Origin of the sequence: Enterobacter cloacae complex sp. P16RS2, from assembly GCF_014982155.1 — a bacterium.
Lineage (GTDB): Bacteria > Pseudomonadota > Gammaproteobacteria > Enterobacterales > Enterobacteriaceae > Enterobacter > Enterobacter cloacae_M.
The window spans coordinates 43,691-70,307 of record NZ_JADCKW010000008.1 but is presented as its reverse complement, the minus strand read 5'-3'; the positions used below and the strand labels follow the sequence as shown (position 1 = coordinate 70,307).

Sequence of the window (26,617 nt, the reverse complement as noted above, 5' to 3'; positions counted from 1 at the left end):
TTAAAAAACATAGCCCATCCGCCCCACCCGCGCCAACCGCGCGCCCTGTATTACTGCGGCTTGGCCTTCGCCAGGCTAAACCAGATCCCCACTGCCAACAGCAGCAGCATTCCGCCCGCGCTGCCCAGCGCCACGCTGTGCGAGGTGATAAACGCGCTTTTCGCCGCCTCAATCACCGACTCCGCCAGCGTCGGGGTCAGATCCTGCGCCACCTTCATCGCCTCACCAATGGATGACGAGGCTTTATCGACGAGCGAGGCGTTCAGCCCCTGCGGCAGGTCAATCGACGCCGAGAAGCTGCGGGTCAACAGCAGACCAAAGATGGCGATCCCCAGCCCGGCGCCCAGTTCATAGGACATGGTTTCAATCGCCCCTGCGGCGGCGGCCTTCTCTTTCGGCGCAGCGGCCATAATCGCCGAGGTCGAGGCCAGCAGCGCGCTGGCGGCGCTGAAGCCGAGCAGAACCATCAGGGCAGAAGCCAGCAGCTGCTGCGTGCTGAAGTCGAGCATCGACAGGCCGATAAAGCTGACGGCGCTGAGCCCCATTCCGCCAGCCGCCACAATGCGCAGACCGAGACGTCCCACCAGCACACCCGCGATCGGTCCGCTAAACCCGCTCGCCACCATCAGCGGCAGCATGAACATTCCCGCTTCAAACGGCGTAAAGCCATGAACAAACTGCAGCTCCTGGGCCATCAGCAGCTCAAACCCGACCAGGGCAATCATGGCGGTCATCGCCATCACCACGCCGCTCAAAATGATGCGATGGCAGAACAGACGCATGTCGATCATCGGCACGCGGGCGCGGAGCTGAATACGCACGAAGATAAACAGCAGCACCGAGCCGGTCACCAGCGCGGACGCGACCACCCACGGTGACAGAACGCCTTTTAGCGCGGTTTTCGCACTGTAGACCAGCAGCAAAATCGCCACAATCAGCATAATGGCATGGCTGATATTCAGCGGCTGCTCCGGGCGAGCCTGCTGAGGAGGCACCAAACGCGCGGCCAGCGAAACCACCACCAGCACGATCGGCACGTTGATTAAAAACACCGAGCCCCAGTAAAAATGCTCGAGCAGCATACCGCCAATCAGCGGGCCAAACGCCGCGCCACCGGACCCCACCGCGGCCCAGACGCCGAGCGCAATATTACGATCCCGCGCGTCGATAAACAGCGTGCGGATCCCAGCCAGCGTGGCCGGAATAATCATCGCCGCGCCGATTGCCAGCGAGGCGCGCGCCGCAATCAGCCACCCTGCTGACGGGGCAAATGCTGCCGCCAGCGACGACAGGCCAAACAGCGTGCTGCCAATCATGAGAAGTCGTTTAAAACCAATGCGGTCACCCAGGGCGCCCATCGGCAGCACCATTCCCGCCATCACCAGCGAGTAAATATCGATGATCCACAGCAACTCATTGCCGCTGGCGCCCAGCGTCATGCTCAATGTCGGCGCCGCCACGTGCAGCACCGTCGCGTCGATCGCCACCGGGATATACACCAGCACGATAATCACTAACGCTAACCACTGACGAAACATAAATTTCCTTTTCTTTTAAAACATGGACACATGTCCAGGATGCGATCCTACGTAAAGTTGAACGCATGTCCAGCTTTTTGTTACACTCGTTTCATTCCCATTGAGAGTGAGTAAACATGCGATATCTGAGCAAGGATGAACGGCGGGAAGCCATCTTACAGGCCGCCATGCGCGTGGCGCTGGCTGAAGGACTGGCTGCAATGACGGTACGCCGTATTGCCGCCGAGGCCGGAGTCGCCACCGGCCAGGTACATCATCATTTTACATCCGGCGGCGAACTAAAATCGCTGGCCTTCGTACGGCTAATTCGCGAGCTGCTGGATGCGGATGTCGCGGGTAAACAGGCCGGCTGGCGGGAACAGCTTCATGCCATGCTCGGCAGCGATGACGGGAGGTTTGAGCCCTATATTCGCCTGTGGCGTGAGGCGCAGATCCTGGCCAGCCGCGATACCGATATCAAAGGCGCCTATGTGATGACCATGGAGATGTGGCACCAGGAAACGGTGGCGCTTATCAAAGCGGGAACGGAGGCCGGGGCATTAAATCCGGGCGATCGGGCGGAAAATATTGCCTGGCGCTTGATTGGTCTGGTGTGCGGTCTTGACGGAATGTATATCTTAAACATGCCCGAAATGGACGAAGCCGCCTTTAACAACCATCTTGATAAATTAATCACGCTCGAGTTGTTTAATACGCCGTCTAAGCAGTGATGTTGCCGGGTAGCGGCGACGCCTTACCCGGCCTGCGTATTATTTCCCGGCCTGAGGATGTGTATCAAACCCTGCCATCACCGCCGTCAATTCTGACAGTGTAAAGCCGTGCTTCGGATCGTCAACCCCAAGACCAAAGCGCTCCTGCATCAGCTGGTATAGCGCCTCAGCATCCGGCAGATGGATCTGCTCTTCTACGTGACCGTTCTGCCAGTGGGTAAAGTTGAAGTTGGTTAGCGTCAGCTTGCCGCCGTCCGGCAGATGGCGACACATTAACAGATGATGGCGGAAATGCGACTGCGGCCAGTGCGCCGACCAGAAATTCCCCATCACGTAATCGCTGAAATACTGCGTCGTCAGGTCAAACTGGTACATCGACTGCCAGTGCTCGTGGTGCCGGAACTGCAGCACCCAGTCGTTCCCCTCGCTCAGCAGACGATACAGCCCGTGCGGCGTCTCCTGTTCTTCATTAGCGAGCAAGCGAATCGGCGCCGTCAGCGTCTGGCCTCCAAAGCCGACGTCGGCAATCCAGCGCTCACCGTTAAGCTCAACCAGCAGCAGGCGGTGCGTGCGCGGCGGCATTTGCGGCGGATTCGCTAATACCACGCGCCCCAGCACGCTACGCACCGTAAACCCGACTTCACGCAGGACGCGCTCGAACAGGCCGTTTTGCTCAAAGCAGTACCCTCCGCGACGTGCGGTGACCAGCTTGTCGACCAGGCACCGATCGTCAAGCTGGATTTCGCGAGGCAGAACAACATCAATATTCTCAAAAGGGATCGCACAGTTGTGATGTAAATGCAGCGCGCGCAGGGTATCGATATCCACCCGCGTCGGTTGCGCCCAGCCGATGCGGGCAAAATAGGCGGTCAGAAATGGGGACATACATCAGTTTCCTTTGATTGAGATGTTCTGTTTATAAACTAATTTTACGCATCCACTTTGATTTACGTGCTTTTTCGTCATACTCATCGGTGTAGATGAGGAGATCCTATGAGCCACTTTCGCACTGTTGAATTACGTCATGCCAGCCGTCTGCTGAACCACGGCCCGACTGTGCTTATCACCAGTCGGGATGAAAGCCTCGACAGACGCAACGTGATGGCCGCCGCATGGTCAATGCCCGTTGAGTTTGAACCGCCGCGCATCGCAATAGTCGTGGATAAAAGCACCTGGTCGCGCGAGCTGATTGAGCGCAGCGGGAAGTTTGGCATCGTCATCCCCGGCGTGGCGGCGGCCAACTGGACATACGCGGTCGGTAGCGTCAGCGGGCGCGATGAGGACAAATTCAACTGCTACGGGATCCCGGTCGTGAACGGTCCTGAACTTGGCCTGCCGGTGATAGAAGAAAAATGTCTGGCGTGGATGGAGTGTCGGTTATTACCCGTCACCTCAGCGGCAGAAAAATACGATACGCTGTTTGGTGAAGTAGTTTCAGCGGCAGCCGATGAACGCGCGTTTGTCGCCGGACGCTGGCAGTTTGACGGGGATAAGCTGAATACCCTGCATCATCTTGGGGCCGGAACGTTTGTCGCGAGCGGGAAGATGGTGAAGGCGCCGGATTGAGAAAACCCTCCCCCTACAGGGAGAGGGTAATCGTATTACTTCGCACGCCGCGCAATAATCTCATCCGCAACATTCCGCGGGGCTTCCGCAAAATGATGGAACTCCATCGTATACGTCGCGCGTCCCTGGGACATCGAGCGCAATGTCGTGGCATAACCAAACATCTCTGCCAGCGGCACGTCAGCGCGAATAATCTGGCTTCCGTACTGCTCCGCCATCCCCTGCACCATTCCGCGGCGGGAAGAGAGATCGCCCATGATGTTACCGGCGTACTCTTCTGGCGTTTCCACCTCCACGTGCATGATCGGCTCAAGGATCACCGGGTCCGCCCTGCGGGCGCCCTCTTTAAAGCCGAGGATCGCCGCCATGCGGAACGCCATCTCCGAGGAGTCGACGTCGTGATACGAGCCAAACGTCAGCGTCGCTTTGACATCAACGACCGGATAGCCCGCCAGCACGCCGCTGTTCATCGCTTCCCGCAGCCCTTTCTCAACGGACGGGATGTACTCGCGCGGCACCACGCCGCCCTTGGTGGCATCTTCAAATTTAAAGCCACTTCCGGGCTCCAGCGGCTCCAGGCTCAGCACCACATGGCCGTACTGCCCTTTACCGCCGGACTGACGGACAAATTTGCCTTCGATATCCTTCACCGTTTTACGCAGGGTTTCACGGTAAGTTACCTGTGGGCGGCCAATATTGGCCTCGACGCCAAACTCACGCTTCATGCGGTCGACGATGATCTCAAGGTGTAGCTCACCCATCCCGGAGATAATGGTCTGGCCGGACTCTTCGTCAGTATGCAGGCGAAACGATGGATCTTCCGCCGCCAGACGCTGCAGCGCGATCCCCATTTTCTCCTGATCGGCCTTAGTTTTCGGCTCGATCGCCAGCGAGATAACCGGGTCCGGGAACTCCATGCGTTCAAGCGTGATCACTGCATTAGGATCGGTGAGCGTGTCGCCGGTAGTCACATCCTTCAGCCCAACGCAGGCCGCGATGTCTCCGGCGCGCAGTTCGTCCACCTCGTGACGATCGTTGGCATGCATCAGCACGATACGCCCGATGCGCTCTTTCTTCCCTTTCACCGGGTTATACACCGCGTCACCTTTGCGCAGCACGCCAGAGTACACGCGGATAAAGGTCAGTTGCCCGACGTACGGGTCGCTCATCAGCTTGAACGCCAGGGCCGAGAACGGCTCATCATCGCTCGGGTGACGCTCCGCGTGCTGCCCTTTTTCATCCACGCCATCAATGGCCGGCACGTCCAGCGGCGACGGCATGAGCTCAATGACCGCATCGAGCATGCGCTGCACGCCTTTATTTTTGAACGCGCTGCCGCACAGCATCGGCTGAATTTCACCCGAGATGGTGCGAATACGCAGCCCTTTAATAATTTCCGCTTCCGTCAGGTCGCCCGTTTCCAGGTACTTATCCATCAGTTCATCGCTGGCTTCCGCCGCCGCAGAGACCATTTTTTCCTGCCATTCCTGGGCGGTAGTGACTAAATCATCCGGCACGGGGGCATAGGTAAACACCATACCCTGCGTCGCATCGTCCCACAGAATAGTGCGCATTTTGATCAGATCCACCACGCCGGTGAAATGATCTTCAGCCCCCACAGGGATGACAATCGGCACCGGATTGGCCTTCAGGCGTTCCTGCATCATCCGCACGACGCGGAAGAAATCGGCACCCGGACGGTCCATTTTGTTGACGAAGGCCAGACGCGGTACGTGATATTTATTGGCCTGACGCCAGACGGTTTCCGACTGCGGCTGCACGCCGCCCACGGAGTCATACACCATCACGGCGCCGTCGAGTACGCGCATGGAACGTTCCACCTCAATGGTGAAATCCACATGCCCCGGGGTGTCGATGATGTTAATCCGGTGCGGCTCATAGCCTCTGTCCATACCCGGCCAGAAGCAGCTGACGGCCGCGGAGGTGATCGTGATCCCGCGCTCTTGCTCCTGCGCCATCCAGTCAGTGGTTGCCGCGCCATCGTGTACTTCACCCAGCTTGTGGCTCATCCCGGTATAAAACAGGATGCGCTCAGTGGTGGTGGTTTTACCGGCATCGATATGCGCGGAGATACCGATGTTGCGATAACGTTCGAGAGGGATGGGTCGGGGCATGATATTTCCTTAAGTCTTATGACTTGTCTGTGACGACCAGGATGGTCGTGCATTCGTTCGTTTGCTATAATAGTCCTATTGTACGAGTATTATCGAACTATTTTTTAACGGTTGACCTATTGTTGATATAGCTCAATCTGACGCCAAACGCAGGAAAACGATGATCCCAAACCACCCTGAAACTGAACAAATACTGCTGGAAAATGTGCTGTTTGCCCTCGGCAATCCGCTCCGGCTGTCGATCATTCGCCGGCTGGCCGATGGCAGCGAACTCAGCTGTAACGCGCTGCGCCCGGAGGATGTAGTTAAGTCGACAATGACGCACCACTGGCGCGTACTGCGCGACAGCGGCGTGATCTGGCAGCGCCCGCAGGGGCGGGAGAACATGATTTCGTTACGCCGAGACGATCTGGATGCCCGTTTTCCAGGGCTGATGGAGATACTTTTACAGGCCAAATCATAAGGACATGCCTGTTTTTTCCTGAAAAATGCCCCGTACATAGTTGAGGGGGCATTACGTCAGCGAAGGGATTTATCTAACCTGCATACGATATTCAATCATTCCACTTTTCTTCGCAATCCAGTCGTACAATCGTTGCCCACGATAGTTGGCTTCATGCGTATGCCAGTAAAGGTGGCTGGCGTGATGTTTTCTCGCTTCTCTCTGAACATATTCTATTAGCTGTTTACCGATGTGTTTGCCCCTTACGGCTTCGCAGACGTATAAATCTTCGAGGTAGCAGTAATCGCTCTCAGCCCAGGTCGAGCGGTGAAAAAGATAATGCGCAAAACCCACTACGTCTCCATTACATCGTGCAACCACGCAGAATAGCGGCTCAACGGGGCTGAAAAATCGTTGCCAGGTTCGTTGAGTGACGGCCCCAGAGAGGTCGACATTATAAAATTCCTGGTATTTACTCCACAGTGGCATCCAGCTTTCAAAATCACGTTCTTTAACTGCCTCAATTATTACGCTCGTATTATTCATATTGCCTCTTTGGTCACCCGTTTATTCGTTTCAGGAAGAGTGTATTCGCTGAATGGCACGTTTTGTCCCGCCAATTCTCGCCATCAAGGCAGACCAATTTTTTATCCTTCTGCATGCAATATTGCTTTAGAATCAAAAGACACACAGGAAAAGTGGACAACGTAATGTTTAAGCACGCACAGCTTGAAACGGTTAAGGCATGGATTATCGACCCCGCTAACGGATCGCTACCGCTTCATGAAAGGATCCAGAGAGCAATACGGACGCTGATACTGGAAGGGGTATTATCTCACGGTAAGGCCCTTCCTGCCTCACGCGCTCTGGCAGCTTCTCTCAGCGTTTCCCGGGATACCATAGAAGCGGCCTACTCCAGCCTGCATGCCGAAGGTTTTATTGAGAGACAAACAGGCAGAGGGAGCTTCGTCTCTTCCAGCGCGCGTTTTTTAAAACCCCGTCCTCGACAGCATCAGCCAACCGCTGAGATACGAAAAGCAAAACTCAGCGTCCGGGGAAAGATCGTTTATGAAAGCGGCGGGATCCGAGAATTTTCCTCCCCTCGCCCCCTTGCGCCCGGCATTCCTGAAACCCGCATGTTTCCCATTCCGATCTGGGAGCGTCTTCAGCGACAGGTCCTGAAGGAGTTTCAGCACCAGGCATTAGAGCAAAGTCCCCCACAGGGTATAGAGCGCCTGCGACGGGCAATTGCGGAATACGTCAATCTTGAGCGCGGTACGCGTGCGAGGGCAGAACAGGTCATCGTTCTGACAAGTTCTCAACAGGCGCTTGCGCTCTGTTCCCACGTGCTGATGGACGCCGGGGATGGCATTGTCATTGAGGATCCCTCCTATCAAGGGGCACACAAAGCGTTCAACGCTGCAGGGCTTCGCTGTATTCCGGTTCCTCTTGATGAAAAAGGCATCTCGGTTGACGATCTTAATTCTCTGACCGAGCCTGCCAGGGCGATCTACCTTACGCCTTCTCATCAGTACCCTACCGGGGTGACGCTCTCTCTTGACCGACGACTGGCAGTTGTTAAATGGGCAAACCGTTACGGAGCCTGGATTATTGAGGATGACTATGACAGCGAGTTTCACTACGAAGGCAAGCCTATGGCCAGTCTTCAGGGGCTTGATACTTCCAACCGGACAATTTATATCGGCACGTTCACCAAGTCTCTGTTCCCTGGGCTACGTATTGCCTACACCATCGTTCCCTCAGAACTGATAGAGCCCTTTACCATGGCGAGGACATTAATGGATGGTCACACCGCCTCAATAACCCAGCTGACGCTGGCTAAATTTCTGGAGGGAGGCCATTTTGGGGCCTATGTTCGTAAGATGCGGAGTATTTATGTTGCTCGTCGCGACACGCTGGCAAGCATGATGGACGAATATCTCTCCGAATATGTTACCTGTGAAACGCCAGCGGGGGGAATGCAAATGCCTTGTCACCTGAAGCACGGCATATCCGAGAAAGAAATAGCCACCGCCGCCCGCCGCGCGGGTATTGATATACTTGGTCTTACCAGTTTATATGCAGGTCCTCCCGCGTCCACCGGTTTTTTGATGGGATTTGCTGCTTACACGGAAAGGGAGATAGAAGACGCTGTAAAAAAACTGGCCGCAATTTTCCGTCATGTTTGATGCCGTCGACCGGTCAGTGGCGAATACTCATTCCGGGCGAGCAAGGCTATAAACAGGGATCCGCCGGGTAGTTTTGGTGAGCGTATCAAACACCTCGGCGTCGGACGTCACGATCCTCATCCCCGTTTTGCGTAATCTCTGCACATCGGCAGCGATGCGCTGAATGCCAAACCAGAAAAGCCCGTCGAGTGCCGTTATCGCTAACCCACTTTCCAGCGCCAGCTTAAGTCGTTCGCGGGGGGCTTTAACCTGCTGGGCAATTTGCCGGTAAGGCGCTTCATTGCATCCTGTCGCGTCACTGCGCTGGATACGCGTTTTCAGCTGATAGGTAAATTCGTCAGGTATTCCGTCGAGATCCCTTTTCAGGCTATAGACGCAGCCAAAACGCTTGCCGTTAAACAGAACATTTTTCTGACTGAGCTGAAGCTCTTTTCTGACAATGTCTATCAGCTGGGGCGCACGGGTAAGGAGCAGCCTGAAGGGCAGCTCGAAGCTGGTGACGTAATCCACATTAAGCAGCGCGAGGCGCAGCCGCTCCTCAGCACCGGACTTTTGCTCACGACACTCCTCCATCACCTCAGCCCACTGGCGCGTCAGGCGCTCCGGCTCGGCGGCTTCGGTAAGGAGGTATTTTTCAATCTGATAATCAACTCTTCCGGTCATCGTGTGGTATCCCGTCGCTGTGGATGCGGTAATTCTATACAGCACGGTGAGTTTTATAAAGGACTGAACCGCAGCGGCATCCTGAAAATGTCGTTGCGATTCAGCATCCTGACGAATCGGATCAGTGCGCCATAATCCAGCCCATCAGCAGCGTGGCGAAAATCACCGTCGACGCGCCGCCGATGCGGGTGGCAATCTGCGCGAACGGCATGAGCGACATCCGGTTAGACGCGGACAAAATGGCCACGTCCCCCGTTCCGCCCAGCCCGCTGTGGCAGCAGGTCACAATGGCCGCTTCCACAGGATACATATTCAGTCGCGACGCGATAAAGTAGCCGCTCAGCGCCATCGCAATCACGACCGAACCGCATACCACCACGTATCCCACCGAGAAGACCGACACCACGCTCTCAAGCGGCACGTATAACATCCCGAGGCCGATCATCAGCGGCCAGACCAGCGCAGCTGAGACGAATTTATAGCAGCTGTGCGCGCCCTGCTCCATTGAGGCCGGGATCACCCTGAAGTATTTACACAGGACGGCAATCAGGATCATCAGCACCGGGCCGGGAATGTGGACCAGTTTTTCAAACAATCCGCCGACGATGAAAAACGCGCACACCATCAGCAATCCGCCCCCCATCAGATGAAAATCCGTCTGCTGCGTGCTTTGCGCCCCGGCAAACAGGCTGGCGTCGTCTTTACTCCGCGTAAGCATGCCATTTCCCGAAAGCGCAGGACGTTTCGCGCCGAGACGCGCCAGCGATCCCGCACAAATAATGGCGAAGATATTCCCGACGACCGCAGCGGGTGCCAGCTGCGCAACGTAGACGTCCGGCGTCTGCCCCAGTATTGCCGAATAGGCCAGGGACAGCGGCAAAATCCCCTCGCCGATCCCGCCGCCGATAATAGGCACAATGATGAAGAAGAAGGTGTGGTAAGGCGTATAACCAAACAGTGAACCCACAATGAGGCCGCTCAGCGCGGCCATGCATGTTCCGGCCACCAGCGGAACAAACATGCGCATCATCCCCTGGATCAGCAGCACCCGGTTCATCCCCAGAATGCTGCCGACCACCAGGCAGGCGATGACGAAATAGAGCAGATTCGCCTCTTTCATCAGCAGATGCACGGTATCAAGGGTATGTTTCTCGAATACGCCAAAATAGACCAGCACGGAGGGGACCATCAGGCACAGGATCGCCGGGCCGCCGATATCTTTCAGCACCGGGATTTGACGCCCGACTTTGGCAAAGGCGAAACCGAGGGTCATGATGACCGCGAGTCCACCTATCATATTTTTCGGCAGCAGCCCTGCCCAGGCGGACGTCGCCACAATCGCGGCAATCCCGACGAACAGCATCAACGGGACCGTGCCCACCTCGGTATTGTTGAGCCCAAAGGCAAAACGCGGGGTCGACAGTTCAGAAGTCGGTACAGGATTATCTTTCATATAATCACCTGAATTTGTGTTCGGATAAACAGAGAAAGGAATAACTGAAACTATTCCTGATACGAATAAATGTTCTTAAATATAAATAAAGACTTAGATGGCCTTTTCTAAAAACAGGCTCACGATGAAATTATCACGGGCCTGCGGGGAGAAATGTGAACAATCTGGCCCTTTGCTTTTAAATAACTTAATTCAGCATTAAGTAACTAAAGTTATTTATAACGGCTAATGTTGCTTTCTTGCGTCTTATCAATATTTGACGAAAGTATTAGTTATCCAACTAATGCAATCTTTTTGAAATTAATAAAACCAGAGAGAGTGTGACCCTTGTCACTCCTGCCCTGCTTTCTAAGCGCTAGATTAGCGCTGCAATAAAACACATAAAATACCCTACAGGAAATACTATGCCTTCATTACTATTACAGTCACTGTTTCCGCTCGTCTTTATAATGTTACTTGGATGGCTAAGTGGAAAGCTGGGATATTCCCGGCGTGAAGATGCAAACGTCATGGCAACCGTGGTGATTCGTTTCGCCCTTCCTTTCCATCTTTTTATCGGTGCATTGCATACCGATCCCAATAAAATTAAGAACCTGACCTTTATGGCCGTTTTAGTTGTCTGTTTAATGGGGTCGTATTTACTGACGCTATTTATTTCGCGCTACGTTTTTCGCCACGATATCAAAACCAGCGCCATTCAGTCACTGGTTTGCGCCTTTCCCGATATGGCCTACTTTGGCGCACCGGTCCTGGCGGTCTTGATTGGGCCGGAAGGGTTTATCGGCGTGCTGATTGGCAATATTATTACCAGCGTTATCATGATCCCTCTGACTATCGTCCTGATTCGTATGGGGGATAAAAATGGTCATGATGGCCTGGAGGCGCTGCACCCGGGCGCGATGATCGTGCAAAACCTCATCAAAGCGGCACGCAACCCTATCGTCTGGATCCCGGTCTCCGGTGTCTTGCTCAGTCTCGCCGGTGTGCAAATCCCTTCCATTCTCAGCATGCCTATTGAGATGGTTGGCAAGGTTTCAGGCGGACTGTCCCTGTTTGCCCTCGGCCTGCTGTTTTACGGTGAACGTCCAAAACTGAACGTGCAGACGTTTACCAATATCAGTATTAAAAACCTTATTCAGCCGGCAATGATGGCCGCCGCGGGGATCGCCTTTGGCCTGAGCCATACCTTACTGCAGCAGGTCGTGATTATTGGCGCAACGCCTTCCGCTATTGCCGCGGGGATGTTTGCCTTACGCAGCGATACCTATATTGATACCGCATCCTCTTCCATATTAATTGGCACTGCCGTCGGGGTCGTGACCGAAGGCATTATGATCTATTTTATTTCTTAATCTGCTTTATATAAAAATTCAGGAGTTAACCATGTCCCGGAAAGAAGTTCTGTATACCCCCTATAACGGGGCCGTATTGCTGGAAAATCCGCTGCTAAATAAAGGGCTCGCATTTATTAAAGAAGAGCGTGACAATTTTAATCTTCATGGGTTATTGCCGCACAACGTTGAAACGATTGAGGAACAAACCGAGCGCGCCTGGGTGCAGTTCTGTCATTTTAAAAGCGATATCTCGCGTCATGTTTACCTGCGAAATATTCAGGACACCAATGAAACTCTCTTTTACAACCTCTTGCGTTCGCATTTGAAAGAGACGTTACCGATTATCTATACCCCTACGGTCGGTGAAGCCTGCGAGCATTTCTCCACGATATATCGACGCGCGCGCGGCCTGTTTATTTCATGGCCGAATCGCCATCGTATTGATGAGATGCTGCAAAGCTTTTCGCGCAACGACGTTCGCGTGATTGTGGTGACGGACGGGGAGCGTATTTTAGGGCTTGGCGATCAGGGTATCGGCGGAATGGGTATCCCAATTGGCAAGCTGTCGCTGTATACCGCTTGTGGAGGGATCCATCCGGCCTCTACCCTGCCGATTATGCTGGATGTCGGCACCAATAATCAGCAACACCTCGACGACCCGATGTACATGGGCTGGCGCCACCCGCGCATCAGCGACGACCAGTACGCTGAGTTTATGGATATGTTTGTCAGCACCGTTAAAGCGCGCTGGCCCAATGTGCTCCTGCAATTTGAAGACTTTGCGCAGAAAAACGCCACAAGGCTGCTCCAGCGCTACCGCGACCAGCTGTGCTGCTTCAATGATGATATCCAGGGCACGGCCGCCGTGACCGCCGGTACGCTGATGGCGGCGGCGCATGCGGCGGGCACGCGCATTCGCGACCAGCGCGTGGTCTTCCTGGGCAGCGGTTCTGCCGGATGCGGGATAGCTGAAAAAATTGTGGCGCTGATGGTGGATGACGGCCTGACCGAGCCGGAAGCGCGCAGCCGGATCTTTATGGTCGATCGCTTCGGCCTGCTGACCGACGACATGACCAATGTGCTCGATTTCCAGAAAAACCTGCTTACCGCGCGCGACGCCGTTTGCAGCTGGCAGGTAGACTCGCAAAATATTTCCCTGCTGGACGTGGTGAAGAACGCGCATCCCACGGTGATGATCGGCGTTTCAGGCCAGCCGGGGCTGTTCAGCGAAGAGATTGTCAAAGAGATGCATCGCCACTGTCCGCGCCCAATCATCATGCCGCTCTCGAACCCGACCTCGCGGGCGGAAGCCCAGCCGCAGGATCTTATCGCCTGGACCCAGGGTGCCGCCCTGGTGGCCACCGGCAGCCCGTTTGCCCCGGTATTCTGGGAGAATGAACACTACGAGATCGCCCAGTGTAACAACGCCTATATTTTCCCGGGCCTGGGGCTGGGCGTGCTGGCCTGCAACGCGCGCCGGGTGACGGAAGAGATGCTGATGGCAGCAAGCCGCAGCCTGGCCGCGCAGTCTCCGCTGGTCACCACGGAAAAAGGCGGATTGCTGCCGCCGGTAGATCAGATTGAAACGGTTTCACGCCAGATTGCCGTCGCCGTCGCCCGGGCCGCGATTGAACAGAGCGTGGCTCCGGCGATAGATGATGAGACGCTGATGGCGCGTATTGAGAAGACCTGGTGGCAGGCGGACTATGCGCCGTACCGCAGGTCTGCGCTGTAGCGCCAGTCATGCCCTCACCGCAGGGTGAGGGCATCGCTGTGGTTTTAATGCTGTATGCCTGAGCGGTCAGAAAAATCGCTGGCGGAGAGACTATCACCCCGAGTTGCCGCCTGTTTCAGACGGGCATACCGGTCAGGTACCCCTTCAGGACGCGTTTTGAAGCGACGATGCAGCCACATATACTGCTCTGGCGCCATGCGTACGGCCTGCTCAATTGCCCTGTTCATCTGCGTCGCTACAAATTCTTTATCTCCCCCCTGCAGTGCCTCGCTGATATCCTCCAGAATAATCAGCTCGTAACCGGTGCCATCCGCCCTGCGCCGCGGCACAAAGGGAATGACGGCAGGCTTAGCGCTTTTGACCAGCATATAGCTTCCAGCGGTCGTGGCGGCATCCGGAACCGCAAAGAACGGCACAAAGACGCTATTGGTTTTGCCGTAGTCATGATCCGGGGCGTACCACAAAATCTCATTCTGCTTCAGCGAGCGGATCATGCCCTTTAAATCATGACGATCGAGCATGGTTTTATTGGAGCGCAGGCGTCCGCGCGTCTGAAGCCAGTCCAGCAGCGCGTTATTATTCGGACGATACACCCCAATGCCGGGATTAAGCATGCCAAAGATCCGCGCGCCCAGCTCAAGGGTGAGAAAATGCATGCCAACGAGCACCACGCCATTGCCCTTTGCCCGCGCCTTTTCCATGTGCTCATACCCCTGCACGGTAAAGCATTTCTTCACCCGCCACGCAGGCCAGAACCATGCCATCCCGGTTTCGATTACCCCCATTCCTACCGATTCAAAATTACGCTGCAGCAGTGACTCGCGTTCATCCTTTTTCATCTCCGGAAAACAGAGCTCCAGGTTTCGGCGGGCAATCTCAACGCGGCGCGGAAGCAGGCGCATCGCCAGCCGACCAAGGCCATGACCGATTCTGAACAGAAGCGGATAAGGGAGCAGCATGATGAGCCACAGAGCCGCAATGCCGGCCCAGCTTAGCCAGTAACGGGGGTGAAGAAAGGCGAGTGAAAAACGGGGTAATTTTGTCATGAGAAAATTATCCTTTAACGTGTCTGTCCTTAATTGATTCTGTTGAAGATCTTTCCTAAGGATGAATAAAAAGTCAGCCAGAAACGTTAAGTGTAGCGGATAAGACAAAACGCATTTTTATCGATTTTTGCGAAAAACGGGAAAACAAGCCGGGGAGGATTTATTCGCTCCCCGGCAGAAGATATTACATCGAATACCCGGGCTTCTTAATAAGCTCCTCCAGCTTCGGTCCAATTTCGGTATCCCAGACCTGCGCCTTCCAGTCTTCAGGCGCGATCTGCTTCAACGCCACCGACACGGAACTGTCTTTGCTGTTGAAATGGCGAATAATCACGTCGGCAATATCTGCCGCCAGGGCAGCTTTTTGTTCGTCGTTCAAATCACGGGGAAAACATTTGATATCTACGTGTGGCATGTACAGGCTTCCGGTTGTGAATGAGGGTTCCACGTTATCAGATAATATTGTTTGCCTTTAACACCTTGTGCAGTTCCGGTCGCTGACATACGGCGTCCGCAATCGCCGTGAATTTAGGGGTATTTTCGGCAAACCAGGCGTGACGGGGCCCCCAGGTTCGCGCCACCGCGATATACGCATCCAGCAGCGTCAGCCGTTCACCCAGCGCAAACGGGGCGGCCTTGAGCTGAGTTTCGAACCACAAATAGAGGGACTTCCGGTATTCGATGCAGTTTTTCTGCAGCTGTTCAGGCGCATCCGGCGCCCAGCGTTCGGGATAGTCTGCATACGTAAACGTGGGATAGACGTTGGCCACAAACCAGATCAGCAGACGCTGAAACTGCTGGCGTTCGGCCTGCCCCACGGGCGGCGCGAGATCGGGGCATCTGTCGAGCACCATCAGGGCGATCGCCGCCGTTTCGGTCATAATGGCGCCATTTTCCAGCTCCAGCGTGGGCACCTGACACAGCGGGTTGAGCTTTTGCAGCAGCTCGCGCTGCGGGCCGGGCTGGTCAAACCCGTCCACGTTGATAAATTGATAGGGGATATCGGCCAGGGTTAGCATCACTTCACCGATCGCCGAGCCCCAGCCGGGTACGCCATAGAGTTTAATCATGTTGCCTCCTCAGGGATGAAAACCCTAAGTGTATACCCGTCATACTTCAAGTTGCAGGTGCGTTGGCTGCACTCACTCACCCCAGTCACGTACTAGTGTACGCTCCCGGGGATTCGTTCCCTTGCCGCGTTACTCGGCCTGTAGCCTCGCCCCTTCGGGGCCAGCGCAAGCGCTGTTCAAAACGGCAAGCCGTTTTGTCCTGCAACTCGAATTATTTTGGGTATCGAGCACCATTAGTAGGTTATCCCTGGCGGGTTGACCTCCGACTGCGCCACCGCTTCGCCCTGCTCGCCCCAGCGCGCCAGCACCTTCTGGTAATCACCTCGCTTAATCGCGCCGTCCAGCGCGGCCTGCAGCGCGTACACCAGCTCATTGCCCTTTTTGGTGGTGGTCGCGACATAGGCTTTTTTCGGCCCTAAACCGACCACGCGGGTTTTGCCCGTGAGCGCAGCCTTATAGGCCGATACCGACTGCGGACCAAAGAACACGTCCGCCCTGCCGGACTGAATATAGAGATTGCCCGAGGCATCGTCGTGGAGATAGACCGGCAGCGCAGGCGCCCTTCCCGCCTTTTTGTTCTCTTCGTTCCAGCCCAAAAGGATGCGTTCCTGATTGGTACCGGAGCCGACAATCACCTTCTTCCCGGCCAGATCTTCCGCGCTTTTGATTGACTGGATCTCGCTGGTGGATTTCACCGAAAACGCCAGCGAATCGACGCGGTAGCTCGCAAAATCAAATTTCTCTTTACGCTGTTCGGTCACCGCAATATTGACCAGCGCCACGTCGTAGCGCCCGGAGGCGATCCCCAGCGGCCAGTCCTCCCACGCCGTCGGCACCAGCTTTAGCTTCAGCCCCAGGCTGCCCGCCAGCAGGCGGGCGATATCCGGGTCGCTGCCGATCCGCGTGCGGTTATCGCTGGCCAGCAGCGCCAGCGGCGGAGAATTCAGCGCCGAAACGGCGACCGTGAGCGTACCCGGCTCAACGAATTTGTAATTGGCGGGGATCTTCGCCACGGCCTGGGGATCGACCGTCACCGGCAGAGGCTGCTCGTTGGCTTTCAAATTAATGCTGGCGTGGCTCACCGTCGTGAAGATCAGCCCCGCCAGAAGTCCATATTTCATTGGCGCTCCTTACAGCACTTTTGACAAGAACTGGCGCGTTCTGGCATGTGACGGACGGTTTAATACCTCGTCACTGCTTCCCTGCTCGACGATTTTTCCGTCGACCATAAACACCACCTGATCCGCTACCTCGCGGGCAAAGCCGATCTCGTGAGTGACCACCACCAGCGTAGTCCCGGACCGGGCCAGTTTTTTGATTACGTCCAGCACCTCTCCCACCAACTCCGGATCCAGCGCCGAGGTGGGCTCATCAAACAGCATCACGCGGGGACGCAGCGCCAGCGCGCGGGCAATCGCGATACGCTGCTGCTGACCGCCGGAAAGATGGCGCGACCAGGCATCGGCTTTATCACGCAGCCCGACCACGTCCAGCAGGCTGTACGCCCTTTCCACCGCCTCTTTTTTGCTGAGCTTTTTATGCGCGATTGGCGCCTCAATCAGATTTTCCAGCACCGTGAGGTGCGGAAAGAGATTGAAGTTCTGGAACACGTAGCCCACGTTGACGCGCTGTTTGAGGATTTCCTTCTCCTTCAGCTCATAGAGCCTGTCGCCCTGACGGCGATAGCCAATGTAGTCCCCGTCGATCTGAATAAAGCCTTCATCGACGCGCTCCAGGTGGTTAATAGTGCGCAGCAGCGTCGATTTACCGGAGCCGGATGGCCCGAGGATCACCGTCACGGACCCGGGCGGGATCTCCAGCGAAACGTTGTCGAGCGCCTTATGGCGACCAAAAAACTTGCTGACGCCGGTAATCGAAATGTGCCCTTCAGGAGAGGCTTGCATGGACGGGCTCCTGTGCTGGCGTGGAGGTGACAGAACGGGTGCGACGGGCGGCACGGTTCTGATTAACGGCAGAGCGGCGTTCGCTGCGGGCAAGCGCGCGTTCGACGCCATACTGGATAGCGGACAGGACGGTGGTGATCGCCAGGTACCACGCGGCACCGACCATCAGCAGCGGGATCACCTCCTGCGTGCGGTTGTAGATCATCTGGATGGTATAAAACAGCTCCGGCATCGCCAGGACGTACACCATCGCCGTGCCCTTGGCGAGGCTGATGATTTCATTGAACCCCGACGGCAGAATGGTGCGCAGCGCCTGAGGCAAAATGATGCGCACCGTGCGTCTCCAGGCCGGCAGGCCGAGCGCGGCGGCGGCCTCATACTGGCCGTGATCGACCCCGAGGAATCCGCCGCGAACGATCTCGGCGGTATAGGCGCTCTGCACCAGGGTGAGCCCCACCACGGCGGTAGAAAACTGCCCCAGCACGTTGATGGTTTCAAAGCTGCCCCATGTGATGCCGGTGAACGGCACGCCGAGCGAGAGCGTGTCGTAGAGATAGGAAAAGTTGTAGAGAATGATCAGCACCACGATCAGCGGCAGCGACCGAAACAGCCAGATATAGGCCCACGCCAGGCTGCTCAGCAGCCAGGATGAAGAGAGTCTCGCCAGCGCCAGCATGCCGCCAAACACCACGCTCAGCGCGGTGCCGATCAGCGTCAGCAGCAGGGTCTGCCCGACACCTTCAAGGATCACCGGGTCAAAGAACCAGCGGGCAAACACCGCCCACTCCCAGCGCGGGTTAAAGGCCACGGACTGAATCACGACCGCCAGGACAAACAGCGCCACCGCGGCGCCGACGGCCCGCAGCGGATAACGCGCCGGGACCACCTTAATGGTTTCAACGTTGCTCATCGTCGTTCCTCATGCGGTTTTACTGAACGCTTCGCGTACCAGCGTTTTGGTGAAGCGCAGCCGACCGTCAAACGGCGGCTGGCTGTACTCTTCCGGATCGCGGTTCAGATCGAACTGCGCCTGATAGCCCTGGCTGAGATAGAGCCGTACCGCTTCCGGCTGGCGAAAGCCGGTTGTCAGATAAATTTGGCTGTATCCTGCCAGCACCGCCCTGCGCTCGAGCTCCTGCACCACGCGCCCGGCAAGCCCCTGCTGACGCAGGGTTTTGTCCGTCCAGATGCGTTTGATTTCCGCGGTGCGTTCTTCGAAAGGTTTGTACGCGCCGGTGGCGATAATCTTCCCGTCGCGCTCCAGAACGATAAACAGCCCCTGCGGCGCTAAATACCATTCGGTGAGCTCAACCTCCGCGTCTTTGGAGAAGTAGTCCCCGTAGCGGGCGGCATATTCACCGAACAGCCCTTCGATAATGGGCTGAAGCTCGGCGTCTTCCGGTGAAACATCACGAAATCGTTCGCTCATCACGCCTCCTTAATCGCCCAGGCCAGCCGGGTTCACTTCTGACTGAGGAATACGCTCAACGCCTTCCCCCCAGCGGTTTAGCACTTTGTCGTAGTCGCCGTTTTTGATGACGCCGTTCAGCGCGGTTTGCACCGGCTCAACCAGCCCGCTGCCTTTCTTCAGCGTGACCGCGATGTGCGCCGCCTTCGGCCAGCCGCCGTCGACGCTACCCACCAGTTTGGTTTTCCCGTTCAGCGCCGCTTTCCAGGCGCCAATCACGTTCGGACCAAAGTAGGCATCCGCGCGCCCGGACTGCAGCGCCAGCGTTTGTGCCGCATCGTCTTTGGTGTAGATCGGGGTAAAGGGCTTCAGGCCTTTCTTCAGGTTTTCGGCATTCCAGGCCAGCAGGATGGCCTCCTGGTTGGTGCCGGAGCCGACGATAATCCGCAGCCCGGCGATGTCTTCCGCCTTCTGCAGCGACTTGATCGGGCTGGTTGATTTCACGTAGAACCCGAGGGAATCTTTGCGGTATGTGGCAAAGTCAAATTTCTCTTTACGCTCTTTGGTGACGGTAATGTTGCTGATGGCGGCATCATATTTCCCGGAGGCCACGCCCAGCGGCCAGTCTTCCCAGGAGGTCGGCACCACGTTTAGCTCCAGCCCCAGGCTGTCAGCGACCAGACGGGCGACGTCAACCTCGCTTCCCAGCAGCGTTTTGTTGTCGTCGGAGAAAACCGTCAGCGGCGGTTGATTGAGGCCCGCCACCGCCACGGTAAATTTCCCCGGCACGGCAAAGCGATAGTCTTTCGGCAGCTGTGCCACCGCATCGTTGTTTTTAGCGGTATTAACCGGCGTTTTATTGGCCTCGATGCTCACGCCGGTGCCGTTAATATTCACATTCTCTGCCCAGACGGCAGGGATAAAGGCCAGCGCGAGCGCCAGAATAAGCGTTGTTTTCTGCATAGCGGGGTTCTCTTTTATTGTTGTGTGTATTGGTTTTTAGGTTCGTCTAAACCCAGACTTTCGCGCAGCGTGGTGCCCGGGTAGTCGGTACGGAACAGGCCGCGTGCCTGTAAAACAGGCACCACCTGGTCAACAAAGCGCGGGAAGGTGTCCGGCGTGCCGCCCTGAATGATGAAGCCGTCTGCGGCATAGCCTTCAAACCAGGCCTGCAGGCCGTCGGCCACCTCTTCTGGCGTACCGGAAAAGCGCGGGCGAGGCGAAGCGGCCTCAAGCGCCACCTGACGCAGGGTTAAGCTGCGCTCGCGGGCGTTACGCTTGATTTCATCGGTGGTGCTGCGGAAGCTGTTTTTGCCTAAGTCGCCGATATCCGGGAACGGCTCGTCGAGCGGATACTGGCTGAAATCGTGATGCTCGAAATAGCGTCCGAGGTAGTTGAGGGCATCGTTAATCGACACCAGCGCCGCCGTGGTTTGATACTGGTTTTCCACGTCATCGGCGTCTTTACCCACAATCACGCTGACGCCCTGGAAAATATGTAAATCCGACGCGCGGCGTCCGTTACTTTCCAGCTGCTGCTTCACGTCGCGGTAAAAGGCTTTCGCTTCGTCGAGCGTTTCGTGATGGGTAAAAATGGCGTCGGCATGTTTCGCCGCCAGCTTTTTCCCGTCGTCCGACGCGCCTGCCTGAAAGACAATCGGCCGCCCCTGTGGCGTTCGCCCAATATTCAGCGGACCGGCGACCTGGAAGAAATCACCGTGGTGGTCCAGGGTATGCAATTTTGCCGGGTCAAAAAACTGACCGCTCTCTTTATTGCGCACAAAGGCGTCGCCTTCCCAGGAATCCCACAGCCCTTTCACCACGTCGAGATACTCATCCGCAATGCGATAGCGCAGCGCGTGCTCGGGGTGTTTTTCCCGAGAGAAGTTCTTTGCTGATCCTTCCAGCGGGGAAGTCACCACGTTCCAGCCCGCGCGCCCGTTGCTCAGGTGATCGAGGCTGGCGAACTGGCGCGCCGTAGTGAAAGGCTCGCTGTAGGAGGTGGATAAGGTTCCCACCAGCCCCAGGCGCGAGGTGATGCTGGCGAGAGCGGATAACACCGTCAGCGGTTCAAAGCGATTTAAAAAATGCGGGATCGATTTCTCGTTGATATAGAGACCGTCGGCAACGAATAATAAATCGAGTTTGCCCTCCTCCGCCTTTAACGCCGTCGCTTTGACGAAATCAAAATTGATGCTGGCATCGGCGACGGCCTCAGGGTGACGCCAGGCGGACATATTTCCGGATGCACCATGCAAAATGGTCCCCAGCCGCAGTTGACGATGTGCAGACATATTCACCTCTTAAGAATTAAACGTGTTGCAGGGCTTTTTCCGCAAGCTGTGCAAAATAGCGGGCAGCGGGCTCAATTAATGCTTCATCCGGATTGAATGCCGGATGGTGTAAACCGTAAGGGCTGTTGCTGCCGATGCTGACAAATGCCCCCGGGATCTGCTGCAGATAGACCGCGAAATCTTCCCCGCCCATATGCAGCTCGGCGTGCCGGGTTTCGTAGCCTGCTTCTCTGGCGACCGAGGTGGCGAAATCGGCCCAGCGCTCGTCGTTCACCAGCGCGGTGGGCCCGGCATACCAGGTGATGTCAATCTGCGCGCTAAAGGCGCTGGCAAACCCGGCGGCGATTTCGCCCACGCGGGCCTTCACATTCTGCTGCACTTCCGTGCGGTGGGTGCGCAGCGTGCCTTCCAGCTCGACGCTTTCCGGCAGCACGTTCCAGGTGTTACCGCCTGCAATGCGCGTCACGCTCAGCACCACCGAATCCAGCGTATTGACGTTGCGGCTGGCGACGCTTTGCAGCGCCGTTACCAGCTGGCTCGCCAGCACAATCGCGTCGTTGCCTTCGTGCGGACGTGCGGCGTGCGCGCCCTTACCGGTAATGCGGATCACGAAGCGATCGACGTTGGCATAAAACGGCCCGCCGCGGGTAGCGAACTCACCGACCGGCAGGCCGGGCTCGTTGTGCATGCCGAAGATAGCGCTGACGTCACGCAGGGCACCGGCCCGCACCATGCTCTTCGCACCGCCAAAGTTCTCTTCGGCAGGCTGAAACAGGATCCGCACCCGGCCGTTTAGCGAGGCTTCCCGCTCTTTCAGCTTTAACGCGGCGCCGAGGATGACGCTGGTGTGGATATCGTGTCCGCAGGCGTGCATCACCCCTGCACGCTGCGAGCTGAACGGCACGCCGCTGCGCTCTTCTATCGGCAGGGCGTCGATATCTGCCCGCAGCGCAACCAGCCTGCTGCCCGTCCCGATTTCCGCCACCAGCCCGGTCGACAGGTCGTAAGGCTGCGGGGTAATCCCGGCGTTCGTCAGCCACTGGCGCAGACGCGCGGTGGTATCGACCTCCTGGCCGGACAGCTCAGGGTTCTGGTGCAGTTCGCGACGCCAGGCAATCAGCTGTTCGCCAAAGCTCATACGGTGACCTCCTTGTTAAGACGCGCCTCGGCAAGCAGGCGCAGCGACGCGACGCGCGTTGCCCCCTCCGCTACCGGCGTGTCGATGATAAATTCGTCAATGCCCCACTTTTCATGCAGGGCATTAAGCTGTTCGAGCACCGACTCAGCCGTACCCGCCAGCAGCGACTGCGCCCGACGTGCAATGCGCACCGGCTCGCTGCCCGCCTGGCGCGCAAAGGCGTAGGCCTGCTCTTCGCTGGCCACGGTGACACGCTGGCCGTTTGCCAGCTCAACGCCCCACACTTCGACCTTCTGCGCCAGGGCTTCCGCCTCTGCCTGCGTCGGCGCGACAATCGCCTGTACCGCCACAATCACGTCCCGCGCGCTGTTCTTACGCCAGGTCGAGACCACCTCGCGCAGCAGCTCAGGGTCACCGTTCAGATGCGCGGCAAACACAAAGTGCCAGCCGAGCCCGGCGGCCAGCAGCGCGCTATCGATACTCGCGCCCAGCAGGAAACCCTCTGCAGGCAGCGGCGGCAGCGGCGTGGCGCGAACGGCCTCATCATTAGACTGATGCTCAGGACGGATCCAGCGATCGAGCTGGGCCAGCTGTTCGGCGAAGCTGCCCTTTTCCAGTTGATTCAGACCCTGCTGAAGCGCGCGGGTTGAGAGCGGCAGCCCGCCGGGGGCTTTTCCGACGCCGAGATCCACGCGGCCGGGCGCCAGCGCGGCCAGCACGTTGAAATTCTCGGCAACTTTATAAGGGCTGTAGTGCTGGAGCATCACGCCGCCGGATCCGACGCGGAGGCGCGTGGTTTGCCCGAGGATCCAGGCAATCAGCAGCTCCGGCGAGGGGCTGGCAAGGTGGGGTGTGTTGTGATGTTCGGCAATCCAGAAGCGGTGATAGCCCAGATTTTCTGCCTGCTGCGCCAGCGCCAGGGTACGCGCCAGCGCATCGGCAGCCGTTTCGTTTTCAGCGATGGGGCTTTTATCCAGAATGCTGATTCGCCATGACATGTTGCGTTCTCGTTTGACTTAACATGTCGACATTATTAAAGGCGCATTTCACCACTGAGAAACAATTAATTTACATTTAGTTTGCCGGAAATCAGATATATAAAACCATGCTAAGGATAAGACTTTAGGGTGGCGATCAGCGTTTCCACCTGCTCCCGACGGGTAATACGGACGAAGCGAATATGGCTGTATTGAGGGTTTTGCAGATCGGCTTCATAGCGCGTGCGGTTATTACGCCATGTTTTGATCGTCCAGATGATAATAGATTCTCTGCTGAAGAACGCGCGCCGGAAACTCTCTTTATTCCCCGTTCCCGGCCAGAGCTCGTGCTTATGCCAGGCCCGCTTCATTGCTCGCGTGACGGCCTGCCAGAGGGTGCGGGTAAACCCGTAATCCACCCACACCACCACATCGACATCGCGCCATTTCACAGGCCGCGTGCGGTTGTAGTTACCGTCCAGCACCCAGTCTGGCGAAGCCTGGAGCGCCTGCTCCAGCTTTTCCTGAAACACATCGTCCGACGTTCCCTGCCAGTCAGGCCGCCAGTAGAGTCTGTCCATCTCGATATAGGGAATAGCCAGTTCGGTCGCAATCTGCTTCGCCAGCGTGCTTTTTCCGCTCCCGCTGGTCCCGATGACGTTAATTTTCACCTCAGCCTCACTGTAATAACGAAAAGTGGCCAAATCATAGCGTTTTCATCCTGTTAACGAAACGCTATTTCAGCATGACAATTTTTCCAGGGAGACGATCTCCCTCTTGCAGTTTGGCTTATGTCATTTATTTAAATCGATTCAAAATAACACCCACCAAAATATTTTCAATTTTATTACATTCGAAAAGATTAACACATTAAAAATAATGAATGCCGGGTGTTTCGGAGAATCTCAATTTCAGCGAGAATATGCGCAGACCGTTATTAAAATAATCACTCTTATCTTGCCGGAGCGCTTTCCGGACTTTTTTATTCTTGCACATCATCATGGAGTTACTCATGAGGCGTAACAGTCCCGTTACACAAAACGAGTATTTACTTAACGATGGTTCGACGTTAATGTCGACCACCGATACCAAAAGCCATATTACCTATGCTAATTCCGCTTTTATTGAAGCCAGCGGATATAAAGAAGAACATCTTCTGGGTGAGCCGCATAACCTCATCCGCCATCCCGACATGCCTGCCGAAGCGTTTGGCGACATGTGGTATACCCTGCAGCAAGGTGAGACCTGGACGGGGCTGGTGAAGAACCGTCGTCATAATGGCGACCACTACTGGGTGCGGGCTAACGAGACACCGGTCTGGCAGAGTGGATCCCTGACGGGCTATATTTCCGTGCGAAATATACCCGCACGGGAAGAGATTGCGGCCAGTGAAAAACTGTATGCAAAAGTGCGTAATAACGAATTAAAACATTACCGCTTTTATAAAGGGTTACTGGTTCGGCGCGGTTTATTTTCGTTTATGTCGCTCTTTAAATGTCTCAGCACCAGTAAACGCATCCATCTGGGTATTGCGACGACGGCGTTACTCTCCTGCCTGGCGGTGTATTTATTCCCTGATAAACTTGTGCAGTCGGGAAGTCTGGCGCTGCTGTTTATCGCCCTGAGCTATTATCTTCATGTGCAGATCGTCCGTCCGGTAAAATCTATTGTGCAACAGATGCAGCGCATAGTTTCAGGACGTAAAACGGACTATTACCATTTTGACAGGATCGACGACATCGGGCTGATGATGCGCCTGGTGAATCAATCAGGCTTGAACCTGAATTCGCTGGTTGACGATGTCGGGGCGCAAATCAGCGGGATTGGCACCATCAGCCAGCAGGTCGCGAAAGAAGGCGCGGCGCTGCAAACGCGTTCAGAAGAGACCGCAGACTTTCTGCAGCAAACCGCGTCAGCGGTGGAAGAGATCGCCAGCGCGGTGGAGCAGACGGCAGAAACGGCTAAAGAAGCCTCGGAGATGGCGGATCGCACCCGCGACAGCGCCCACCGCGGTGAAGCGATGATGAAAGAGACCATCGGTATGATGCAATCCGTGTCGCAGGATAACAGCCAGATCGTCGATATTATCAGCGTTATCGATCGTATCGCCTTCCAGACCAACATTCTTGCGCTGAATGCGGCCGTGGAAGCGGCGCGTGCGGGTGAAGCCGGGCGCGGTTTTGCCGTGGTGGCGGCTGAGGTGCGCAATCTTGCGCAGCACTCCGCGACGGCGGCGAAAGAGATCAAAGCGCTGATTGAGAAAAACGTCGCCAGCGTCAACGCAGGCGTAGAGAAGGTAGAACAAACAGAAACGCAGCTGACGGTCATGATCGACAACGTGCTGCGGGTCTCCTCCCTGATTAAGGAGATCGGCCACGCCACGCAGGAGCAAACCCAGGCGCTGACGCTCATCAACGCATCCATCTCCCGTATCGGCGCAATGACCCACAACAATACGGGGATGGTGGATAACGTCACTCACGCCGCGAATCACCTGACACAGCGCACCACGCGCCTGCAGCAGGCGATTGCCGTTTTTGGCGGTTAGCCGTTCGGATACTGCTCGTCGGTGACTTTTTCCAGCCATGCAACCGGGCTGCCGTTAACGGATTCGGCGATGGCAATATGCGTCATCGCCGTTTGCGCGCTTGCGCCGTGCCAGTGCTTTACGCCGGGTGGGATCCAGGCGATATCGCCCTGATTCAATATTTCCGCCGCTTTGCCCCACTCCTGTAACCAGCCGCGACCCTGCGTCACAATCAGCGTTTGCCCAAGGGGATGCGTATGCCACGCGGTGCGCGCGCCCGGCTCAAAGGTCACGGTTGCCCCGCCGACGCTGGCAGGTTCGCTCGCCTGAAATGGCGCGTCAATGCGGACGGTGCCGGTGAACCAGGCTTCCGGCCCTTTTGCTGAAGGTAGTGATCCGCTGCGGATAATTTTCATCTTATGCTCCTCGTTTACTGTTGCGTTAACAGTAGCGCAAAGCAATCCGGAGCATTAGCGTGCATAATCAGA

The 26,617-nt window shown here is 56.4% G+C and carries 24 protein-coding genes and 1 pseudogene; 7 read left to right on the top strand and 18 right to left on the bottom strand.

The window, feature by feature from the left end:
- Positions 1-50 precede the first annotated feature (50 nt).
- Positions 51-1,538 (bottom strand): MFS transporter, encoded by a 1,488-nt coding sequence (locus tag INF68_RS04490; protein WP_126786936.1) that lies wholly within the window; start codon positions 1,536-1,538, stop codon positions 51-53.
- Positions 1,539-1,654: 116 nt separating this feature from the next.
- On the opposite strand from INF68_RS04490, the gene INF68_RS04485 reads away from it, so the two are divergent.
- Positions 1,655-2,248, top strand: coding sequence for a TetR family transcriptional regulator (locus INF68_RS04485; RefSeq protein WP_126786937.1), 594 nt, complete (start codon positions 1,655-1,657; stop codon positions 2,246-2,248).
- A gap of 39 nt (positions 2,249-2,287) precedes the next feature.
- On the opposite strand, the gene nhoA is transcribed toward INF68_RS04485, so the two are convergent.
- Positions 2,288-3,133, bottom strand: a complete 846-nt coding sequence (gene nhoA, locus INF68_RS04480; RefSeq protein ID WP_039262845.1) for an N-hydroxyarylamine O-acetyltransferase — start codon at positions 3,131-3,133, stop codon at positions 2,288-2,290.
- Positions 3,134-3,241: 108 nt separating this feature from the next.
- Between nhoA and INF68_RS04475 the strand changes: the two genes are divergently transcribed.
- Positions 3,242-3,814, top strand: a complete 573-nt coding sequence (locus INF68_RS04475) for a flavin reductase family protein (RefSeq protein ID WP_126786938.1) — start codon at positions 3,242-3,244, stop codon at positions 3,812-3,814.
- 35 nt (positions 3,815-3,849) lie between these two features.
- Here the strand turns inward: INF68_RS04475 and fusA are convergent, their stop codons facing one another.
- A complete protein-coding gene (fusA, locus tag INF68_RS04470; RefSeq protein WP_126786939.1) occupies positions 3,850-5,949 on the bottom strand; it encodes an elongation factor G in 2,100 nt (699 codons plus the stop codon).
- A 160-nt stretch (positions 5,950-6,109) separates the two neighbouring features.
- Between fusA and INF68_RS04465 the strand changes: the two genes are divergently transcribed.
- A complete protein-coding gene (locus INF68_RS04465) occupies positions 6,110-6,412 on the top strand; it encodes a helix-turn-helix transcriptional regulator (protein ID WP_047174471.1) in 303 nt (100 codons plus the stop codon).
- Between the two features lie 69 nt (positions 6,413-6,481).
- On the opposite strand, the gene INF68_RS04460 is transcribed toward INF68_RS04465, so the two are convergent.
- Positions 6,482-6,937 (bottom strand): GNAT family N-acetyltransferase, encoded by a 456-nt coding sequence (locus INF68_RS04460; RefSeq protein ID WP_126786940.1) that lies wholly within the window; start codon positions 6,935-6,937, stop codon positions 6,482-6,484.
- A gap of 164 nt (positions 6,938-7,101) precedes the next feature.
- Between INF68_RS04460 and INF68_RS04455 the strand changes: the two genes are divergently transcribed.
- Positions 7,102-8,580: a PLP-dependent aminotransferase family protein gene (locus INF68_RS04455; protein ID WP_126786941.1), complete on the top strand. Its 1,479-nt coding sequence runs from the start codon at positions 7,102-7,104 to the stop codon at positions 8,578-8,580.
- 27 nt (positions 8,581-8,607) lie between these two features.
- Here the strand turns inward: INF68_RS04455 and INF68_RS04450 are convergent, their stop codons facing one another.
- Positions 8,608-9,243 (bottom strand): helix-turn-helix domain-containing protein, encoded by a 636-nt coding sequence (locus tag INF68_RS04450; protein WP_126786942.1) that lies wholly within the window; start codon positions 9,241-9,243, stop codon positions 8,608-8,610.
- Positions 9,244-9,364: 121 nt separating this feature from the next.
- Positions 9,365-10,696 carry a 2-hydroxycarboxylate transporter family protein gene (locus INF68_RS04445; RefSeq protein WP_126786943.1) on the bottom strand — a complete coding sequence of 444 codons (1,332 nt, stop codon included), beginning with the start codon at positions 10,694-10,696 and terminating at the stop codon, positions 9,365-9,367.
- Between the two features lie 404 nt (positions 10,697-11,100).
- Here INF68_RS04445 and INF68_RS04440 point away from each other — a divergent pair, with 404 nt between their 5' ends.
- Together INF68_RS04440 and INF68_RS04435 are read left to right on the top strand one after the other, a co-directional pair.
- Complete coding sequence (locus INF68_RS04440; RefSeq protein WP_193525269.1) at positions 11,101-12,048, top strand: AEC family transporter; 948 nt, start codon at positions 11,101-11,103, stop codon at positions 12,046-12,048.
- Between the two features lie 31 nt (positions 12,049-12,079).
- A complete protein-coding gene (locus tag INF68_RS04435) occupies positions 12,080-13,765 on the top strand; it encodes an NAD-dependent malic enzyme (protein ID WP_126786944.1) in 1,686 nt (561 codons plus the stop codon).
- 44 nt (positions 13,766-13,809) lie between these two features.
- Here the strand turns inward: INF68_RS04435 and INF68_RS04430 are convergent, their stop codons facing one another.
- The 11 genes and pseudogenes from INF68_RS04430 to INF68_RS04375 form a co-directional block, all read right to left on the bottom strand.
- Positions 13,810-14,811, bottom strand: coding sequence for a Kdo(2)-lipid IV(A) acyltransferase (locus tag INF68_RS04430; RefSeq protein ID WP_126786945.1), 1,002 nt, complete (start codon positions 14,809-14,811; stop codon positions 13,810-13,812).
- A gap of 184 nt (positions 14,812-14,995) precedes the next feature.
- Positions 14,996-15,226: a tautomerase PptA gene (pptA, locus tag INF68_RS04425; RefSeq protein WP_008501760.1), complete on the bottom strand. Its 231-nt coding sequence runs from the start codon at positions 15,224-15,226 to the stop codon at positions 14,996-14,998.
- Positions 15,227-15,263: 37 nt separating this feature from the next.
- Positions 15,264-15,881, bottom strand: coding sequence for a glutathione S-transferase family protein (locus INF68_RS04420; RefSeq protein WP_126786946.1), 618 nt, complete (start codon positions 15,879-15,881; stop codon positions 15,264-15,266).
- 233 nt (positions 15,882-16,114) lie between these two features.
- On the bottom strand, positions 16,115-17,002 hold the full coding sequence (locus tag INF68_RS04415) for an ABC transporter substrate-binding protein (RefSeq protein WP_185874198.1): 888 nt from the start codon (positions 17,000-17,002) through the stop codon (positions 16,115-16,117).
- A 9-nt stretch (positions 17,003-17,011) separates the two neighbouring features.
- Positions 17,012-17,785: an amino acid ABC transporter ATP-binding protein gene (locus INF68_RS04410; protein WP_024909602.1), complete on the bottom strand. Its 774-nt coding sequence runs from the start codon at positions 17,783-17,785 to the stop codon at positions 17,012-17,014.
- Entirely contained in the window at positions 17,769-18,695 is a 927-nt protein-coding gene (locus INF68_RS04405) for an amino acid ABC transporter permease (protein ID WP_126786947.1), read from the bottom strand. Before INF68_RS04405 ends, INF68_RS04410 begins: the two co-directional genes overlap by 17 nt.
- 9 nt (positions 18,696-18,704) lie before the next feature.
- Entirely contained in the window at positions 18,705-19,214 is a 510-nt protein-coding gene (locus INF68_RS04400; RefSeq protein ID WP_126786948.1) for a GNAT family N-acetyltransferase, read from the bottom strand.
- Between the two features lie 9 nt (positions 19,215-19,223).
- Positions 19,224-21,487, bottom strand: a pseudogene (locus INF68_RS23185) (NtaA/DmoA family FMN-dependent monooxygenase).
- Between the two features lie 16 nt (positions 21,488-21,503).
- Positions 21,504-22,625 carry an amidohydrolase gene (locus INF68_RS04385; RefSeq protein ID WP_126786951.1) on the bottom strand — a complete coding sequence of 374 codons (1,122 nt, stop codon included), beginning with the start codon at positions 22,623-22,625 and terminating at the stop codon, positions 21,504-21,506.
- Positions 22,622-23,623: an LLM class flavin-dependent oxidoreductase gene (locus INF68_RS04380; protein WP_126786952.1), complete on the bottom strand. Its 1,002-nt coding sequence runs from the start codon at positions 23,621-23,623 to the stop codon at positions 22,622-22,624. The genes INF68_RS04385 and INF68_RS04380 overlap by 4 nt, the downstream gene beginning before the upstream one ends.
- Before the next feature lie 110 nt (positions 23,624-23,733).
- Positions 23,734-24,273 carry an AAA family ATPase gene (locus INF68_RS04375; protein ID WP_126786953.1) on the bottom strand — a complete coding sequence of 180 codons (540 nt, stop codon included), beginning with the start codon at positions 24,271-24,273 and terminating at the stop codon, positions 23,734-23,736.
- A 341-nt stretch (positions 24,274-24,614) separates the two neighbouring features.
- On the opposite strand from INF68_RS04375, the gene INF68_RS04370 reads away from it, so the two are divergent.
- The gene (locus tag INF68_RS04370; protein WP_193525268.1) at positions 24,615-26,150 is read left to right on the top strand and encodes a methyl-accepting chemotaxis protein; all 1,536 of its coding nucleotides are present in this window, start codon (positions 24,615-24,617) and stop codon (positions 26,148-26,150) included.
- Here INF68_RS04370 and INF68_RS04365 read toward each other — a convergent pair.
- Positions 26,147-26,545, bottom strand: coding sequence for a cupin domain-containing protein (locus INF68_RS04365; protein ID WP_023311976.1), 399 nt, complete (start codon positions 26,543-26,545; stop codon positions 26,147-26,149). The two genes, INF68_RS04370 and INF68_RS04365, sit on opposite strands and share 4 nt — an antisense overlap.
- Positions 26,546-26,617: the final 72 nt, after the last annotated feature.

Bases quoted from the DNA above. Each gene is read 5' to 3' on its own strand.
- INF68_RS04490 (WP_126786936.1), bottom strand. From the start codon at position 1,538: ATGTTTCGTCAGTGGTTAGCGTTAGTGATTATCGTGCTGGTGTATATC.
- INF68_RS04485 (WP_126786937.1), top strand. From the start codon at position 1,655: ATGCGATATCTGAGCAAGGATGAACGGCGGGAAGCCATCTTACAGGCC.
- nhoA (WP_039262845.1), bottom strand. From the start codon at position 3,133: ATGTCCCCATTTCTGACCGCCTATTTTGCCCGCATCGGCTGGGCGCAA.
- INF68_RS04475 (WP_126786938.1), top strand. From the start codon at position 3,242: ATGAGCCACTTTCGCACTGTTGAATTACGTCATGCCAGCCGTCTGCTG.
- fusA (WP_126786939.1), bottom strand. From the start codon at position 5,949: ATGCCCCGACCCATCCCTCTCGAACGTTATCGCAACATCGGTATCTCC.
- INF68_RS04465 (WP_047174471.1), top strand. From the start codon at position 6,110: ATGATCCCAAACCACCCTGAAACTGAACAAATACTGCTGGAAAATGTG.
- INF68_RS04460 (WP_126786940.1), bottom strand. From the start codon at position 6,937: ATGAATAATACGAGCGTAATAATTGAGGCAGTTAAAGAACGTGATTTT.
- INF68_RS04455 (WP_126786941.1), top strand. From the start codon at position 7,102: ATGTTTAAGCACGCACAGCTTGAAACGGTTAAGGCATGGATTATCGAC.
- INF68_RS04450 (WP_126786942.1), bottom strand. From the start codon at position 9,243: ATGACCGGAAGAGTTGATTATCAGATTGAAAAATACCTCCTTACCGAA.
- INF68_RS04445 (WP_126786943.1), bottom strand. From the start codon at position 10,696: ATGAAAGATAATCCTGTACCGACTTCTGAACTGTCGACCCCGCGTTTT.
- INF68_RS04440 (WP_193525269.1), top strand. From the start codon at position 11,101: ATGCCTTCATTACTATTACAGTCACTGTTTCCGCTCGTCTTTATAATG.
- INF68_RS04435 (WP_126786944.1), top strand. From the start codon at position 12,080: ATGTCCCGGAAAGAAGTTCTGTATACCCCCTATAACGGGGCCGTATTG.
- INF68_RS04430 (WP_126786945.1), bottom strand. From the start codon at position 14,811: ATGACAAAATTACCCCGTTTTTCACTCGCCTTTCTTCACCCCCGTTAC.
- pptA (WP_008501760.1), bottom strand. From the start codon at position 15,226: ATGCCACACGTAGATATCAAATGTTTTCCCCGTGATTTGAACGACGAA.
- INF68_RS04420 (WP_126786946.1), bottom strand. From the start codon at position 15,881: ATGATTAAACTCTATGGCGTACCCGGCTGGGGCTCGGCGATCGGTGAA.
- INF68_RS04415 (WP_185874198.1), bottom strand. From the start codon at position 17,002: ATGAAATATGGACTTCTGGCGGGGCTGATCTTCACGACGGTGAGCCAC.
- INF68_RS04410 (WP_024909602.1), bottom strand. From the start codon at position 17,785: ATGCAAGCCTCTCCTGAAGGGCACATTTCGATTACCGGCGTCAGCAAG.
- INF68_RS04405 (WP_126786947.1), bottom strand. From the start codon at position 18,695: ATGAGCAACGTTGAAACCATTAAGGTGGTCCCGGCGCGTTATCCGCTG.
- INF68_RS04400 (WP_126786948.1), bottom strand. From the start codon at position 19,214: ATGAGCGAACGATTTCGTGATGTTTCACCGGAAGACGCCGAGCTTCAG.
- INF68_RS04385 (WP_126786951.1), bottom strand. From the start codon at position 22,625: ATGAGCTTTGGCGAACAGCTGATTGCCTGGCGTCGCGAACTGCACCAG.
- INF68_RS04380 (WP_126786952.1), bottom strand. From the start codon at position 23,623: ATGTCATGGCGAATCAGCATTCTGGATAAAAGCCCCATCGCTGAAAAC.
- INF68_RS04370 (WP_193525268.1), top strand. From the start codon at position 24,615: ATGAGGCGTAACAGTCCCGTTACACAAAACGAGTATTTACTTAACGAT.
- INF68_RS04365 (WP_023311976.1), bottom strand. From the start codon at position 26,545: ATGAAAATTATCCGCAGCGGATCACTACCTTCAGCAAAAGGGCCGGAA.